This is a genomic window from Pseudobythopirellula maris, assembly GCF_007859945.1.
GTDB classification, from domain to species: Bacteria; Planctomycetota; Planctomycetia; order Pirellulales; family Lacipirellulaceae; genus Pseudobythopirellula; species Pseudobythopirellula maris.
On sequence record NZ_SJPQ01000001.1, the window covers coordinates 1,592,077 to 1,606,415 of the forward strand.

Below are 14,339 nucleotides of genomic sequence, written 5' to 3' on the forward strand. Positions count from 1 at the left end.
CTTATACTCAAAGCCAAGCCCCTCCGCATGCAGCAACCGATCATCAGCGTCTCCGGACTGCGAGGCGTCGTGGGCAGCTCACTCACGCCCGACCTGGCGGCCCGCTACACGGCGGCTTTTGTGCAAGGCCTGCCCGCTGGCCGGGTGCTCATCACCCGCGACGGCCGCGCGACCGGCGCCATGCTGGCCGACGCCATCCGCTCGGCGATCGTCGCCGCCGGCCGCGACGCGCTGGAGGGGGGCGTCGCCGCCACTCCCACCGCGGGCGTGTTGGTGCGCAGCGAGGGCTGCGTCGGCGGCGTGCAGATCTCGGCCAGCCACAATCCGGCCGAGTACAACGGCATCAAGCTCTTCGGCGGCGACGGCCGCATCTTGCCGGCGGGCGACGGCCAAGCCGTGAAAGACCGCTACTTAGCCGGCAAGATCGAGTGGCGAGCCCACGACCGGATCGGCGTGGCCGACTGCCTGGACGACACGACCACCGCGCACCTCGAGCTGGTCGAGAAGATCGTCGACGCCGATCGCATCCGCGCCGCCAAGTTCCGCGTGCTGCTCGACGCGAACCACGGCTCTGGCGCCGTCGTCGGGGCGCCGCTCCTCGAGCGGCTCGGCTGCGACGTGACCGTGCTCGGCGCCGAGCCCGACGGCGCCTTCGCTCACTTGCCCGAACCGACCGAGACGAACCTCGCGGGCGTCTCGAAGCAGATCGCCGCGGGCGGCTTTGACGCCGGCTTCTGCCAAGACCCCGACGCCGACCGGCTGGCGATCGTCGACTCGGCGGGCCGCTATCTCGGCGAGGAGCTCACGCTCGCTCTGTGTGTTGACCATCAACTCCGCCAGCAGCCGGGGCCGATCGTGTCGAACTGCTCCAGCAGCCGCGTGACGCAGGACCTGGCCAAGAAGTACGGCGTGGCTTTCATCCGATCGGCCGTTGGCGAGGCGAACGTCGTCGACGCGATGCTCGCCGGCGGCGCCGTGCTGGGGGGCGAGGGCGCCGGCGGCGTGATCCACCCCGCCGTCTGTTTGGTGCGTGACAGCTTCGTCGGCATGGCGATGGTCTTGGACGCGATGGCGTCGCGGAAGAAAACCGTCGCCGAGCTTGCCGACGAGTTGCCGCAATACGCCATCCACAAGGCCAAGGCCACGGTGGCGCCCGAGAAAGTGCCCGCCCTGCTCGACGCCTTGGAAAAGCACTTCGCCGACGCCACGGCCGACCGGATGGACGGCCTCAGGCTCGACTGGCCCGACCGCCGCTGGCTGCTCGTGCGCGCGAGCAACACCGAGCCGATCGTGCGGCTCATCGCCGAGGCGCCCGAGGCTGCGGCCGCCGCGGCGCTCTGTGAGGCGGCCGCCGAGGTAGCCGGGCAGTGCTAGGCGGGCGGCTGGCCGACACGGTTCGGGTCTCGCGGCCCGGCTTCTGGATCACGCACCTTTGGTTCTACCTGCTGCCGCTAGGCGGACGCGACGTGCTCGCCCAGCCGGCATTCTGGCTGGGGGCGATCTACGCCACGGCGCCGCTCGGGCATCTGCTCTACGGCTGGAACGACCTCGGCGACGAAGCGTCTGACCGCCTCAACCCACGCAAGGGCAACCTGCTGTTCGGCGCCAGGCCGAGCGACGAGGAGCGGCGCCACTTGCCGCGGAAGATGGCCTTGGTGCAGGCGCCTTTCTGGGCGTTGTTCCTGTGGCTCATCGGGCCAAAGTTTCTGCTCTGGGCCGCCGCCGCGTGCGCCGTGAATTGGGCCTACAACAACCACCCGCTACGGCTCAAGTCGAGACCGTTGTTTGACCTGGCGAACCAAACCGGTTACCTGCTGGTGTTCGTGCTGAGCAGTTGGCTCAACGAGGCGCCGCTGCTCGCCTGGCCCGCACAATTGTTCGGCGCCCTGTTCGCCATGCACTCTCACCTGCTGGGGCAGATCGCCGACGTCGAGCCCGACCGCGCGGCAGGGCGGCAGACCACCGCCGTTTGGCTCGGCGCCGCCGGGGCCAAGCTGCTGACCGCCGCGTTGCTGCTGGTCGAGGCGATGGTCGTGTGGCGGTGGTTCGACTGTGCGCCGCTCGCTTGGTTCCTCGCCCTGGCGGGCGCCGGCTTCGCCGCCGACCGCGTGCTGCGCGGCGGACGGCTGGTCAGCGACCGCCAACTCGCCGTGGTGTTCATCGCCTGGAACATCGCCGCGGTGGCGAGCGCCTACTGGGTTTGGCGTGCGGCGGTTTTTGTAGAGTAACGAAATCCGAATGACGAACGACGAGCCCGACGGTCACGCCGACAGTCTGGTTTTCATCATTCCTGCTTCGTCATTCCGATTCTCACCACACGCCGCGCATCACGCGCCAAGGCGTCGCCCGCTGGTACTCGCGGTAGGCGTCGCCGCGGGAGCGGATCAACTGGGCTTCCTCCAGTGGAATGAAGCCAAGGAACGAGGCGCCGATCATCGCGCCGAAAAACGCTTGCCCCGCCTGCGGGTGGACCAAAAGCGAGGCGAGCCCCGTGCCAATAGCCGCCCGGTACATCGGGTGCCGCACGCTGGCGTAAGCGCCCTCGGTCATCACCGGCGTCTCGGCGCCCACGGTGTGCGACAGCTCGGCGCCCGGCATGCCGAGCAGCTGGGCGAGTGCGTCGTAATTGGCGAACTCGAAGAAGCCAAACACGCCGATCAGCATTGCGCAGTAGCCGAGGAACCGCAGCCACTCGGGCGACTCGAACCCCGGCCCCGGCACGGGCCAGTGCAGGGCGTACACCGCCAGCCAAGTGACCACGGTCACCATGATGTAGATCTGTCGTTCGCCGAGCGAGCCCTCCGGCCGGCCGTAGAGCAGGCGTTTGCAGGTGGGCGTCATCATCACTAGGTGCACGGCGAAGAACACCCCGTACAGCAGCAAGTTGTAGAAGTAGTTGACCGCCGGCGCGGCGGCGTCGTAACGAAAGCCCATGAAGAACGCCGCCATCAGCGTCATGAGGCCCATCAGGGCGAAGGGTCCGTAGAGTCTGGCGTACATGCGCGTATCGCTCCAATCACTGAGTGACGATGTGACGCCGATCCCCTAGTGGTCGGCGGGTGTTGTCGTGCCTGATACCCCGTACGCCGGCCCTCGGCGGCTGTTACGGAGGATCATTCCGCGGCGCGAGGCGCCGCACCTCTTCAGCAACTTGTGAGAACCGCGCCGCGAGTCCGTCGACCTCGTGGGGTGTCGCAACGTGGAAATCTTTGAAATCGAAGCCCGGCGCCACGTTGCAGCCCAGCAGCGCCCAGCCGAGAGAGGGGGTATCAGCCTCGCGGTCGGCGAGCCGACAAGCCTGCCAGGTGTTTCCCGGCACAATCGCCTGCGGCCGCTCGCCCGCGCGCAGATCGGGGCCAAGCCGCAGCTGCGTTGCTGCCCCTTCGGGCGGCAGGAGTAGCATCGCTACCGGGTCACCCGTGTAATGGTGGAACACTTCGTCGCTCGGCAAGATGTGCCAGGCGGAGTGCTCCTCGGGGGTCATCAGGAAGTAGATCGTCGTGCTGGCGTTACGGGTCCCGTCGTAGTCGTCGGGCAGGCCCTCGGCGCCGAGCACCATCGGCGAGCGGAACGTCTCGTTGTAAAACCCCCCTTCCTCAGGCAAGGGGACGAGCCCCAGCAGGTCGATCACCTCCGAGGCGGTCATGGGAGTGTCGTTGGGAGCCTGTGACTTGTCAGTCATTGCCATCCTCCATCCAGCAAAACCCGCCGAAACGGGCCTGAAAAGCGGCCAACGCCCCGCTGGCGACAAACCGTTCGAGCGTCCAAGCCTCGGTGGTGAGCTCGCCCTCACGCCCGGGCGCCATGAGGTACGCATCGGCCATGAGACTCACGCCCGTGTTGCTCTCGACTCGGATCTCGAGGCGTTGGTATTGCGATCCCTCAAACCGATCGAGCCGCCGGAGCGCCTCGGCGTCGAGCCCCGAGTAAACGACGCCCGGCGTTGTTGCGCCCTTCTCAATGACGGCGCCGGGGTAGCCGGCGCCATGGACTCGGAAGGTGGCCAAGTCGTGCGCTACGGCCGGTGACGACGGGAACTCGCGGCCCACCACGTCGCGCCACACCTCGGCCACTTGCAGCGTGCCGTACGTGAACAGGCGGGTCGGCGGCATCGCGGTCATCTTTGAGGGGCTTATTTTTCGGCGGCGAAGTAAACCGGCCGGCCGAACACCCGCTCGAACAAGTCGACCTTCCGCCTTGCGGCCCACAGGTCGACCTCGGCGTCGCCGGTCGAGCGGACCGTCACTTCCACGCCGCCCGCCTTCACGTTGCAACGCACGTCGTTCACGTGCTGCTGGTGCGTGCGGTCGAGCGCCAGGGCGAGCCGCAAGATCGCGGCCATCTTGGCCACGCGGTCTTGGTCCTCGTCGTTGAGCTGCTTGTACTCGCGGTGCTTCTGCTTCGGGCGCGAGCCGCGGTGGTAGCGGGCCGTGCAGGCCACGAGCATCAGCTCACGTCGCTCGAAGCCGGGCAGGTCGCTGTTGCGGATCAGCTGATAACTGTGCTTGTGGTGCTTGTCGAAGTTGATCAGGTAGCCCACGTTGGCCAAGATCGCCGCGGTTTCGATCAGCTCGCGGTCGGCGGGGTCGAGCCCCAGAGGCTCGGCCAGCTCGGCGTGCAGCTTGCCCGCCAGCCGCGCCGCTTGGCGGGCGTGGGGCAGGTCGACGCCGCAGTTCTCGGCAAGCCGCTCCACGGCGGCACGCGACTGTTCGGGGGTGATCGCCTCGCTCGGCGAGCTGAGCTCGCGGAGCATCTCCAGCAGCAGGCCGTCGCGCACGCCGCCGGTGTGGACCTGCACCACGTTCACGTTCAGCCGCCGCATGATCTGCTCGATCACCAGCAAGCCGGCGACGATGATGTCGGCCCGCCGCGGGTTGAGGCCCGTCATCTTGCCGCGCTCCTCGAGCTTCATCTTCGCCAGGTCGCTCACCAGGTGGTCGACCTCGGCCAAAGTGGTGCGGTAGCCGCGCACGGTTGGCTCTTCGGCGCCCTCGCGGGCGAGCAGCATCGACGCCATCGCCGTGAACGTCCCCCCCGTGCCGTAAAGCATCGAGGGAACGAACGGCGGCTTCTTCACTTGCTTGTCGAGGTCGCGGTCGATCTGCTTGCGGGCCCGGTCGAGGTCCTTCTTGCTCATCTCCTCGCCGAGCTTGCACCGCTCGGTCAAACGCACCGCGCCGAGCCGCGTGGCGTAGACCTCGTCGACCAGCCCCGCCGAGGCCATGACGATCTCGGTGCTGCCGCCGCCGATGTCGGCGATCGCCACCTGCTTGCCGGCCACGTCAAAAGCACGGGCCACGCTCATGAACGCCAGCCGCGCCTCCTCGCGGGCCGAGATCACCTCGACCGTCACACCGGTCTCGGCCTTCACCCGCTCGCAGAACTCGGCGCCGTTCTCGGCGTCACGCACCGCGCTAGTGGCGATGGCCCGCAGCCGCTCGGCGCCGTAGCCGCGGGCGATCGAGACAAAGTTCTTGAGCGCGCCGAGCGACTCGGCCATCGTATCGGGATCGAGTTCACCTGTTGCGGCGAGCGAAGCCGCCAGCCGGGTGTTCTCTCGCTCCTCGTCGATCACCCGGTAACCGCTCGGCGTCGACTCGGCCACCACGAGCCGCACGCTGTTCGAGCCGATGTCGATCGCGGCGATCTTGGCCTCGGCCAAGGGCGCCCTCTCGGGTTCGGCCGGGCCAGCGAGGGTCGGTGTTGGTGCGCTGTCTGTCATCGGCCTCATGATCGGAAGCGTCGCCCCGGCTGTAAAGCCAAGGCGGCGAATCTAGCACAGTTTTTTACGCCTAGAGCTGTTCGAATGTGGGAGGCGTCTCCGACGCCGATATCGGCATGTCGGGCGTTAACTCCCGCAGCGCGTTGTCGGCCTCGCACAGCCTTCTCGATCCGTGCGAACGAGGCGCCACTCCGCCCTCTCGCTGCAACCCGCACGATCGGCTGGCTCCGCCCGTGCCCCGCTGCGGTCTCCTCCGGGCAAACGGCTTACTTCCCCTCCCATCGCCAGTTAGAATCGGAGCCTCGTCAACCGAGCGCCGCGGCGCCGGGGCTTCTCCCTTCTCCCTTCTCCTCTCTCACCCCTCCTTTCTAAAAAATCATGGCGGCTATCGACCTCGTAGTGTTCGTCGGCTTCATCGTGGCGGTGATCGGCATCGGCCTCTGGAAGAGCAGAGATGAGAAGTCCGAGGGTGAGAAGGGGGCGGCCGACTACTTCCTTGCCGGCCGCGGATTGACCTGGTGGCTGGTCGGTTTCTCGCTGATCGCGGCCAACATCAGCACCGAACAGTTCGTTGGCATGAGCGGCTCGGCGGCCAACTGGCTCGGCATGGCGATCGCCAGCTACGAGTGGATGGCCGCCATCACGCTGGTCGTCGTAGCCTTCGTCTTCTTGCCCACGTTCCTTAAGAGCGGCATCTACACGATCCCCGAGTTCCTCGAGTACCGCTACAACGCCTTCGCCCGCACCGTGATGGCCGTCTTCTCGCTGCTCGTGCTGGTCTTGGTGCCGACCGTGACGGTCATCTTCTCCGGCGCCAAGGTCATCACGGCCAACTTCCAGGGCCTGGAGTGGGCCGGCATCGAGTTCGGCAACGTGACGCACGGCTGCTACCTGATCGGCACGCTGGGCGCCATCTACGTGTTCGCCGGCGGCCTGAAGGCGTGCGCCTGGGCCGACGTGATCCAGGGCGCCGCGCTCGTCATCGGCGGGGCGATCATCGCCTGGAGCGCCTTTGCCGCGCTCGACAACGCCGACCCCGCCGACCTGATCCAGACCGCCCGCAGTTCCGAAGTGACGGTCGAGGAGATCGCCGAGGCGTCGCCCATCGAGCGGTTCGTCAAACTTAACGAGGGGGACCTTCCCGAGGGCAAGCTGCACATGGTCCGCGGCGTCGAGGACCCTGAGATTCCTTGGACCGCGCTGGTCGTCGGCCTGTGGATCCCCAACTTCTTCTACTGGGGCCTCAACCAGTACATCACGCAGCGGACGCTCGGCTCGAAGTCCTTGGCCGAGGGCCAACGCGGCGTGGTGTTCGCGGCGTTCCTCAAGCTGATCATCCCGTTCGTTGTCGTGATCCCCGGCATCCTGGCGTACAACCTCTTCAGCGGCGACCTGCAGACCGACGCCATTAACCGTAACGCGCTGGTCGTGGCCAAGAACTCGCCCGATTTCTACGCCACGCTCCCCGACGCGGTGAAGCCGGCCGACGACGCCGAGCGCAACGGCAATCTGTTGGACCGGATCCAGGGCTACTTGGACTCGACCGAAGCGGCCGCCAAGCCGACCGTCTACGGCTTTGAAGAGGCTTACGCCGAACTCTACCCTGACGCCGCCGAGCGGTTTGTCGATCACAACCGCTCGGTCCTGGGTGATGTGGCTACGGACGAGGACGCCGGGGGATTGGCCGCCACTGCGGCCGCCCAGGCAGCGGTGGCAGGCCGCGACACCGAGTCGTACTCCGTCGAGACCTTGGTCGACCATGACTACGACAACGCCTTCCCCACGCTGATCCGTGAGCTGCTGCCCAAGGGGAACGGCCTGAAGGGCTTTGTGCTGGCGGCGATGTTCGGCGCCGTGGTGAGCTCGCTCGCTTCGATGCTCAACTCGGCCTCGACGATCGCCACGATGGACCTCTACCGCAAGATCGCGCCCGGCGCCTCGCAGGCGTCGCTCGTAGCGATTGGCCGGTTCTTCATCGTGCTGTTCGTCGGCGTGGCGATGTACCTGGCGCCCATGCTTCAAGGGCCGGAGTTGGGGGGCGTGTTCAAGTACGTCCAAGAGTTCCAGGGCTTCATCTCGCCCGGCATCCTGGCGATCTTCCTGTTCGGCCTGCTCGTGCACCGGGCGCCGCGGATGGTCGGCACCGTGGGATTGGCCCTCAACCCGTTCCTGTACGGGTACCTCAAGGTCTATCACTCGGAGATGGCGTTCCTCAACCGCATGGCGATCTGCTTCGGCGTGATCCTGGCGGTGCTGGCCGTGCTGACCGCGCTGTTCCCGCTCAAGGAGCCGGTCGAGCTGCCGGTGAACGAGGAGATGGACGTCACCGGCTCGCCGGGGGCGAAGCTCGCCGGCATCGGCGTGGTGGTGCTGACGCTCGTGCTCTACGCGGTTTTCTGGTGAGGTTGGCCCCATGAATCTTGAAGATCCGATCGCGGCGTTCAACGCCGCAGACAACTTTGAGGCGGCTCATGTCGCCGAGTTGCTGTCGGCCAAGGGGGTTCCCGCCCAGGTCATCGAAGACACCTCGATGGAGGTCTTCGGTTTTATCAGCGGGGCGCCCCGGGTCATGAATCCACAAGTGTGGGTCAGCCGGCAGCACAAGAATCGCGCCGCGGAGCTTCTGAACGAATACCGCCAACGGAAGGCGGCCGAAGCCTCCCCGCCGCAGCACGCCGATGGCGCCACCATCAGTGCTCAGTGCGAAGAGTGCAGCCGCTTGTCGATGTTCCCTGCTTCGCTCGACGGCACCACGCAGCTGTGCCAGTACTGCAAAGCACACGTCGATGTCGGCCTGCTGGATTGGGCCGACGTGGACTTCGGCGAGCCGGAAGACGACTGATGCGGCGCCACCGGGCTGCTTAGCCACGCACTGTAGGGACCACCTCGGTGGCGGCGGGTGGCTGGGGTCGGAGCCGCAGGCGTAGCCCCCAGCAGCCAGCAAGTTGAGACTGCTTCCTTGATTCTCCGGGGGCTTCGCTTCGCTGCGACCCCGGCCACCCTGTCCCCCGGCGGATGGGCGTGTACCCAGGGCCGGAACGCCGCGGAGGGCGTTCCCTACAGGGGTCGAATCGGCACAATGGTTTCTATGCCCCTACCGCGACGGGTGGCTGGGATCGGAGCCGCAGGCGTAGCCCCCAGCAGCCAGCAAGTTGAGACTGCTTCCTTGATTCTCCGGGAGCTTCGCTGCGACCCCGGCCACCCTGTCCCTCGGCGGATGGGCGTGTACCCAGGGCCGGAACGCCGCGGAGGGCGTTCCCTACAGGCGGTGATTGGGCACAATGGTCTTTATGCCGCTGCCGCGCTACGACATCTCGAAGAGCTACGACTGGAACTACGACCACCCGCCGACGCACGCCCCCACCGGCGAGCCGGGGGTGCCGGGCGTTTGGTCGTTCTGCCGGCAGCGCGTCGCGTCGCCGCTCGGCGTAGCGGCGGGGCCGCTGCTCAATGGGGCGTGGTGCCTTTACTACGCGACGCTCGGCTTCGACGTCGTGACGTACAAGACCGTGCGGAGCCGCGAGCGGGCCTGCTACCCCACGCCGAACCTGTTGCCCGTGCAAACCGGCTCCTTGGCGGGGGGCGAGACCGACCTGTCCGCCTCAGAGCAGATGGGGGGCAGCTGGGCGATCTCGTTCGGCATGCCGTCCAAGCCGCCCGAGGTGTGGACAGCCGATGTCCAGGCGACCCGCCGGCGGCTGCCGAAGCGGGTGCGGCTGTCGGTTTCGGTCGTCGCCTCGGCCGAGCCCGATTGGCCTATCGAACAGGTCGCCGACGACTACGCCGAGTGCGCTCGCATGGCAGCCGAGGCGGGCGCCGACGCGATCGAGGTCAATCTGTCGTGCCCCAACGTCACGTCGTGCGACGGGCAGCTCTACCAGAACCCCCGGCACGCGACGCTCGTGGCCGAGCGCACCCGCGCGGCGATCGGCGAGCTGCCGCTCGTCTGCAAGATCGGTCACTTTGCTGAGGACGACGACACGCCGGGCCGGCTGATGGACGCCCTCGCCCCGCACGCCGACGCCGTGGCGACGACCAACTGCGTGGCCGCCACGGTGCGCGGCGCCTTCGGCGGCCAGCCGCGCGGCATCGGCGGCTCGGCGATCTTGGAAGCCTCGGTCCGCCAGGTCGAACGGCTCGCCGGGCACGCCGCGCGGCAGGGCTACGACCTGCGTGTGATCGGCGTGGGGGGCGTGTCGACCGCGGCCGACGTGCGGCGCTACCTGTCGGCCGGCGCCGAGATGACGCACCTGGCCACCGCTTTGATGGTCGACCCCGAGGTGGGGCTGCGGATCCGGTCGGACCTCTCGACGCCGTGAGCGCGCGTATTCCCCTCTCCGGAAGGGGGAGGGGGGTTACGTCCGACACTTCTTATTCCGGCGCGTCGATGCGGAACAGGCTGTGCTCGCCACGGATATAGAACGACCCGTCCGCCACGGCGATCGACGCCTTGCAGAGCTCGCCTATCTGGTTGCGGGCGATCTCGCGGTACTCGTCGCCCGGCTCGATGACGACCGTCTCGCCGTCGGTCTCCGACAGCGTGTAGATGCGGCCCTCGGCCACGATCGGCGAGGCCGAGTGCTTGCCGCCGATCCGCTTCTTCCAGACCAGCTCGCCCGTGGCGGCCTCGAAGCAGTGTATGATGCCGGCGTCGGTCACCGAGAAGACGTGCGGCGCCACGTACACGAGCGACGAGAGCGCGGGCACGCCCTTGCGTTGCTCCCACACGACGTGCGAGTCGGTCACCGTGCCCTCGCCGCCGAGACGGACGGCGCGGATGGTCGGCTCCTCGAAGCCGGAGCAGGTGAAGACCACGCCCTCCGGGCCGCGGACGATCGAGGGCGTGACGCCTTCGCCCTGGCTGTAAATGCTCCAGACGAGCTCGCCGCTCGCGGGGTCGTGGCCCTGCACCACGTCGCCCGCCGCGCTGACCATCCGCACGGCGCCGCCCTGCTCGATGATCTGCGGCGTGACGTGCCCCAGGCGCGACATGCCACGCGATCCGCGCCACAGCACTTTGCCCGTGTTCTTGTTGAAGGCCATCAGCACGGCGCCGTCCCACGGCTTCTTGAAGCCGACCTTCGCGTCGTCACCGGGGCTCGAGCCGTCGAACGGCATGATCAGCATGTCGCCGTAAAGAATCGGCGAGGCGCCGAGGCCGTGCTGGCTGTAAAAGTCGACCGCCTGAACGTTCCACCGCTCTTCCCCCTGGTAGTCGAGCGCCACCACGCGGCCCGCGCTGAAGACGGCGAAAACCGTCTCGCCGTCGGTCACTGGCGTCGGCGTGGCGTGGGAGTTCTGCAACCGCTTGTGCTTGGGCTCTTGCTCGCACACGACCTTGTCCCACAGCAACGCGCCGCTCTCGGCGTCGACGCAGTGGACGTGGCAGGTGCGACCCTCGTCGGTCGTCGAGGTGACGAACACCCGGCCGCTGTGCACCACGGGCGACGACCACCCGGAGCCGTTGATCGGCGTTTTCCAAGTCACGTTGTCGGTCTCGCTCCAGCGGATCGGCAGACCGGTCTCGGGCGTCTCGCCCTGGCCGGTGGGGCCGCGGAAGCGGGGCCAATCGTCGGCCTGCGCCTTCGAAACATGGCCTAGAACCAACGCCATGAGGGGGAAGGTTAGCAATCGGGTGGGGAGCCTGAGCGAGCGGGCGGCCATGGCTTCTCGAATCGGAGCAAGAGGAACGAGCGGCAAGGGGAAGCCAACAGGGGCTTCGTCGGAGGAGGCGGCGCCATGCGGGCGCCGAAAGCAAGATAACCACCCCGGTCTGGCGGGGGCAACTCTCGTCGCCCCAACGCCGCGCCGATGTGTTACCTTGGGCACACTCGGCCAATTTACTCCGCTGATTTTGACTCTTCGATTTCCCTCATCCCGTTCGGAGCAGACGATGCCTTCGGCATTCGCCCGTGGCTTGGTGGCGTTGGCCGTCGCCTTGCCGTTGACCCTCTCGTGCGTGGCGCAGGCGTGCGACCCTTCTACGACGGAGGGCCTCAACGCCCGCGCGGCGTTCCGCGACGACGCCTTCGGCGTGTTCGTCCACTGGGGCGCCTACAGCAAGCTCGCGCGCGGCGAGTGGGTGATGCAGACCGAGAAGATCCCGCTCGACGAGTACCGCAAAGAGGCGGCCACGTTCAACCCCGTCGAATACGACGCCGACGCCTGGGCCAAGTTGTTCAAAGAAGCGGGGGCCTCCTACGTTGTGATCACCGCCAAGCACCACGACGGTTTTTGCATGTGGGACACACAGCAAACCGAGTGGGACATCGTCGATCACACGCCGTACGGCAAGGACGTGCTCAAGCCGCTCGCCGAGGCGTGCGAGCGGCATGGCCTCAAGCTGTTCTTCTACTATTCACAGCTCGACTGGAGCCACCCCGACTATTACCCGCGCGGCGACACCGGCCGGCACTCGGGGCGGCCCGAGTCGGGCGATTTCGACCGTTACGTCGATTACATGAACGCCCAGCTCACCGAGCTGCTGGGGGGCGACTACGGCAAGGTGGCCGGCGTTTGGTTCGACGGCTGGTGGGACCAACAGTCGAAGCGGCTCAAGGGCTCGGGCGTGAAGGACCCCTATGTCTCGCAAGTCAACTGGCGACTCGACGAGACCTACGGCCTGATCCATTCTTTGCAGCCGAGCGCGTTGGTCGGCGCGAACCATCACCTAGCGCCGTTCGACGGCGAAGACTTTCAGATGTTCGAGCGCGATCTGCCGGGCGAGAACCACGGGGGGTTCAGCGCAGACGCCACGATCGGCTCATTGCCGCTCGAATCGTGCAACACGATCAACGGCTCGTGGGGCTACAGCGCGGGGGACAAGAGCCACAAGACGGTCGAGCAGTTGGTGCGGTTCCTCGTCGAATCGTCGGGGCGCGATGCGAACCTGCTGCTGAACGTCGGCCCTCGGCCCGACGGCACGATCGACCCCGTCTCGGCCGAGCGGCTGCGGGGCGTAGGCGAATGGCTCGCCAAGAACGGCGCGGCCATCTACTCAACGCGGGGCAGCCCGGTCCCGCCGCAGTCATGGGGTGTGTCGAATCGGAGCGACGAATGGGTTTACTTGCACGTCATTGATCGCTCGGCCGCCGACGCCGACGGTTGGCTCGAGCTGACAGGCGTTGAGCTTCCGGAGGGGAGCGAGCCGAACGAAACACCGCTTCGCCTTTTTCCTCCGCAGGAGGGGACCGCCGTCCCATCGAAAGTCGACGCCGCGGGGGCGGTCTGGGTGAATGTCGCTGACAGAGCAGCAGGTGAAGAGACGATCGACCTCATTCTCTGTTACCCGATCGCGGAGTGATACAATATTCAACACAATGGTTGACTATCACCTGTCGCGGGATATATTCAACTCGTTGGTATATTTATTTCCCCGCTCCGGAGCACGCGTCTGATGACCAGCCCCAACCCGGTCAACTGGTTCGAGATCCCCGCCGCCGACCTGTCGCGCGCCGTCGATTTTTACGAAGCGACTCTCGGTGTAAAGCTCTCCATCATGGAGTTAGGCGCCGCCAAAATGGCGATGTTTGAAAGGGACCCCGAGGGCCATGGCGCCGCCGGCTCGTTGATCCAGAACGAGGCCTACACGCCTTCGCACGAAGGCACGCTGGTTTACTTCCATGTCGACGACATCGAAGCGACCCTCGCCCGCGCCGAAGCGGCTGGGGGCATGACGCTGCGGCCGAAGATGGCGATCGGCGAGCACGGCTTCGTCGGCCATTTCGAAGACACCGAGGGGAACCGCGTGGCGCTCCACGCGATGCAGTAATGCCAAGCCCCTCCGAGACGCAGCTCGACGTGGTGTTCACCGCCTTGGGCGACCCGACACGACGGGCGTTGCTCGCCAGCTTGTCCCGCAGCGAGCAAACCGTCTCGCAGTTGGCCGAGCCGTTCGACATGACCCTGGCGGCGGTGTCGAAGCACCTCAAAGTGCTCGAACGCGCAGGCTTGGTCGCCCGCACCATCGAGGGACGCGTCCACACGCTGCGGCTCGAGGCCGAACCGCTGAGCGAAGCCAACCGCTGGATCGCAGCCTACCAGCGTTTCTGGGGCGCCAGCCTCGATTCGCTTGGCGAGTTTCTTAAAGAAGATGCTTGATCCGTCCAGCACAGGACCTGGCGATGGTAAGAGAGGCCCAAGAAAACGACCCCACCGTGCTTGTTCTACGGCGCAGCTACACGGCGCCGCGCGAGCGGGTGTTTCGGGCGTGGACCGATCCCGAGCAAATCTCGCTTTGGTTGCGTCCCACTCCGGAGATCAAGATCGAACGGGCCGAGTCCGATCCGCGTGTCGGTGGCGCGTACAAGATCACCTACCTCGTCCCCAACGATCCGGACCCGAAGATCATCGAGGGCGAGTACGTCGAGTTCGATCGGCCGGCAAGGCTGGCATTCACGTGGGTGTGGCGCCCACCCCACGAGTACGCCGGTGAGCTGACCCAGGTCACGGTCGAGCTGACCGAGCGAGACGGGCAGACGGACTTGGTGCTCACGCACGAACGCTTCCCGGCGGAGGCGATGCGCGACCACCACGCCTGGGGCTGGACCGGGGCAATCGACGCCCTCGACGAGCATCTGCAAGGCGTCGGCGACGAGTGACCGTTTCGGCCGATCGG

14 protein-coding genes are annotated in these 14,339 nt (G+C 66.9%); 9 read left to right on the forward strand and 5 right to left on the reverse strand.

Annotated features, from left to right (window positions below):
- Nucleotides 1-27: 27 nt before the first annotated feature.
- Both glmM and Mal64_RS05925 read left to right on the forward strand, forming a co-directional pair.
- Nucleotides 28-1,374 carry a phosphoglucosamine mutase gene (gene glmM, locus Mal64_RS05920; RefSeq protein WP_146398002.1) on the forward strand — a complete coding sequence of 449 codons (1,347 nt, stop codon included), beginning with the start codon at nucleotides 28-30 and terminating at the stop codon, nucleotides 1,372-1,374.
- Nucleotides 1,368-2,228, forward strand: a complete 861-nt coding sequence (locus Mal64_RS05925) for a UbiA family prenyltransferase (RefSeq protein WP_146398004.1) — start codon at nucleotides 1,368-1,370, stop codon at nucleotides 2,226-2,228. Before glmM ends, Mal64_RS05925 begins: the two co-directional genes overlap by 7 nt.
- 82 nt (nucleotides 2,229-2,310) lie before the next feature.
- On the opposite strand, the gene Mal64_RS05930 is transcribed toward Mal64_RS05925, so the two are convergent.
- From Mal64_RS05930 to Mal64_RS05945, 4 genes are all read right to left on the reverse strand, one after another.
- Nucleotides 2,311-3,000, reverse strand: a complete 690-nt coding sequence (locus Mal64_RS05930) for a methyltransferase family protein (protein ID WP_146398006.1) — start codon at nucleotides 2,998-3,000, stop codon at nucleotides 2,311-2,313.
- Between the two features lie 103 nt (nucleotides 3,001-3,103).
- Nucleotides 3,104-3,682, reverse strand: a complete 579-nt coding sequence (locus Mal64_RS05935) for a cupin domain-containing protein (protein ID WP_197525487.1) — start codon at nucleotides 3,680-3,682, stop codon at nucleotides 3,104-3,106.
- The gene (locus tag Mal64_RS05940) at nucleotides 3,675-4,112 is read right to left on the reverse strand and encodes a gamma-glutamylcyclotransferase family protein (RefSeq protein WP_197525488.1); all 438 of its coding nucleotides are present in this window, start codon (nucleotides 4,110-4,112) and stop codon (nucleotides 3,675-3,677) included. Before Mal64_RS05940 ends, Mal64_RS05935 begins: the two co-directional genes overlap by 8 nt.
- 20 nt (nucleotides 4,113-4,132) lie before the next feature.
- A complete protein-coding gene (locus tag Mal64_RS05945; protein ID WP_197525489.1) occupies nucleotides 4,133-5,662 on the reverse strand; it encodes a Ppx/GppA phosphatase family protein in 1,530 nt (509 codons plus the stop codon).
- A gap of 438 nt (nucleotides 5,663-6,100) precedes the next feature.
- On the opposite strand from Mal64_RS05945, the gene Mal64_RS19690 reads away from it, so the two are divergent.
- The 3 genes from Mal64_RS19690 to Mal64_RS05960 all read left to right on the forward strand — a co-directional run bounded on the left by Mal64_RS19690 (nucleotide 6,101) and on the right by Mal64_RS05960 (nucleotide 10,041).
- The gene (locus tag Mal64_RS19690) at nucleotides 6,101-8,125 is read left to right on the forward strand and encodes a sodium:solute symporter family transporter (RefSeq protein ID WP_197525490.1); all 2,025 of its coding nucleotides are present in this window, start codon (nucleotides 6,101-6,103) and stop codon (nucleotides 8,123-8,125) included.
- Between the two features lie 10 nt (nucleotides 8,126-8,135).
- On the forward strand, nucleotides 8,136-8,564 hold the full coding sequence (locus tag Mal64_RS05955; RefSeq protein WP_146398014.1) for a DUF2007 domain-containing protein: 429 nt from the start codon (nucleotides 8,136-8,138) through the stop codon (nucleotides 8,562-8,564).
- A gap of 448 nt (nucleotides 8,565-9,012) precedes the next feature.
- Entirely contained in the window at nucleotides 9,013-10,041 is a 1,029-nt protein-coding gene (locus Mal64_RS05960; RefSeq protein WP_197525491.1) for a hypothetical protein, read from the forward strand.
- Nucleotides 10,042-10,093: 52 nt separating this feature from the next.
- On the opposite strand, the gene Mal64_RS05965 is transcribed toward Mal64_RS05960, so the two are convergent.
- Nucleotides 10,094-11,353 carry an outer membrane protein assembly factor BamB family protein gene (locus tag Mal64_RS05965; RefSeq protein ID WP_197525492.1) on the reverse strand — a complete coding sequence of 420 codons (1,260 nt, stop codon included), beginning with the start codon at nucleotides 11,351-11,353 and terminating at the stop codon, nucleotides 10,094-10,096.
- 262 nt (nucleotides 11,354-11,615) lie between these two features.
- Between Mal64_RS05965 and Mal64_RS05970 the strand changes: the two genes are divergently transcribed.
- The 4 genes from Mal64_RS05970 (at nucleotide 11,616) to Mal64_RS05985 (ending at nucleotide 14,322) form a co-directional block, all read left to right on the forward strand.
- Nucleotides 11,616-13,025: an alpha-L-fucosidase gene (locus Mal64_RS05970; protein WP_197525493.1), complete on the forward strand. Its 1,410-nt coding sequence runs from the start codon at nucleotides 11,616-11,618 to the stop codon at nucleotides 13,023-13,025.
- 93 nt (nucleotides 13,026-13,118) lie between these two features.
- Nucleotides 13,119-13,493: a VOC family protein gene (locus Mal64_RS05975; protein ID WP_146398022.1), complete on the forward strand. Its 375-nt coding sequence runs from the start codon at nucleotides 13,119-13,121 to the stop codon at nucleotides 13,491-13,493.
- Nucleotides 13,493-13,822 (forward strand): ArsR/SmtB family transcription factor, encoded by a 330-nt coding sequence (locus tag Mal64_RS05980; RefSeq protein ID WP_146398024.1) that lies wholly within the window; start codon nucleotides 13,493-13,495, stop codon nucleotides 13,820-13,822. The genes Mal64_RS05975 and Mal64_RS05980 overlap by 1 nt, the downstream gene beginning before the upstream one ends.
- Nucleotides 13,819-14,322 (forward strand): SRPBCC family protein, encoded by a 504-nt coding sequence (locus tag Mal64_RS05985; RefSeq protein WP_146398026.1) that lies wholly within the window; start codon nucleotides 13,819-13,821, stop codon nucleotides 14,320-14,322. Before Mal64_RS05980 ends, Mal64_RS05985 begins: the two co-directional genes overlap by 4 nt.
- Nucleotides 14,323-14,339: the final 17 nt, after the last annotated feature.

Bases quoted from the DNA above. Each gene is read 5' to 3' on its own strand.
- glmM (WP_146398002.1), top strand. From the start codon at position 28: ATGCAGCAACCGATCATCAGCGTCTCCGGACTGCGAGGCGTCGTGGGC.
- Mal64_RS05930 (WP_146398006.1), bottom strand. From the start codon at position 3,000: ATGTACGCCAGACTCTACGGACCCTTCGCCCTGATGGGCCTCATGACG.
- Mal64_RS05935 (WP_197525487.1), bottom strand. From the start codon at position 3,682: ATGACTGACAAGTCACAGGCTCCCAACGACACTCCCATGACCGCCTCG.
- Mal64_RS05940 (WP_197525488.1), bottom strand. From the start codon at position 4,112: ATGCCGCCGACCCGCCTGTTCACGTACGGCACGCTGCAAGTGGCCGAG.
- Mal64_RS19690 (WP_197525490.1), top strand. From the start codon at position 6,101: ATGGCGGCTATCGACCTCGTAGTGTTCGTCGGCTTCATCGTGGCGGTG.
- Mal64_RS05955 (WP_146398014.1), top strand. From the start codon at position 8,136: ATGAATCTTGAAGATCCGATCGCGGCGTTCAACGCCGCAGACAACTTT.
- Mal64_RS05960 (WP_197525491.1), top strand. From the start codon at position 9,013: ATGCCGCTGCCGCGCTACGACATCTCGAAGAGCTACGACTGGAACTAC.
- Mal64_RS05970 (WP_197525493.1), top strand. From the start codon at position 11,616: ATGCCTTCGGCATTCGCCCGTGGCTTGGTGGCGTTGGCCGTCGCCTTG.
- Mal64_RS05975 (WP_146398022.1), top strand. From the start codon at position 13,119: ATGACCAGCCCCAACCCGGTCAACTGGTTCGAGATCCCCGCCGCCGAC.
- Mal64_RS05980 (WP_146398024.1), top strand. From the start codon at position 13,493: ATGCCAAGCCCCTCCGAGACGCAGCTCGACGTGGTGTTCACCGCCTTG.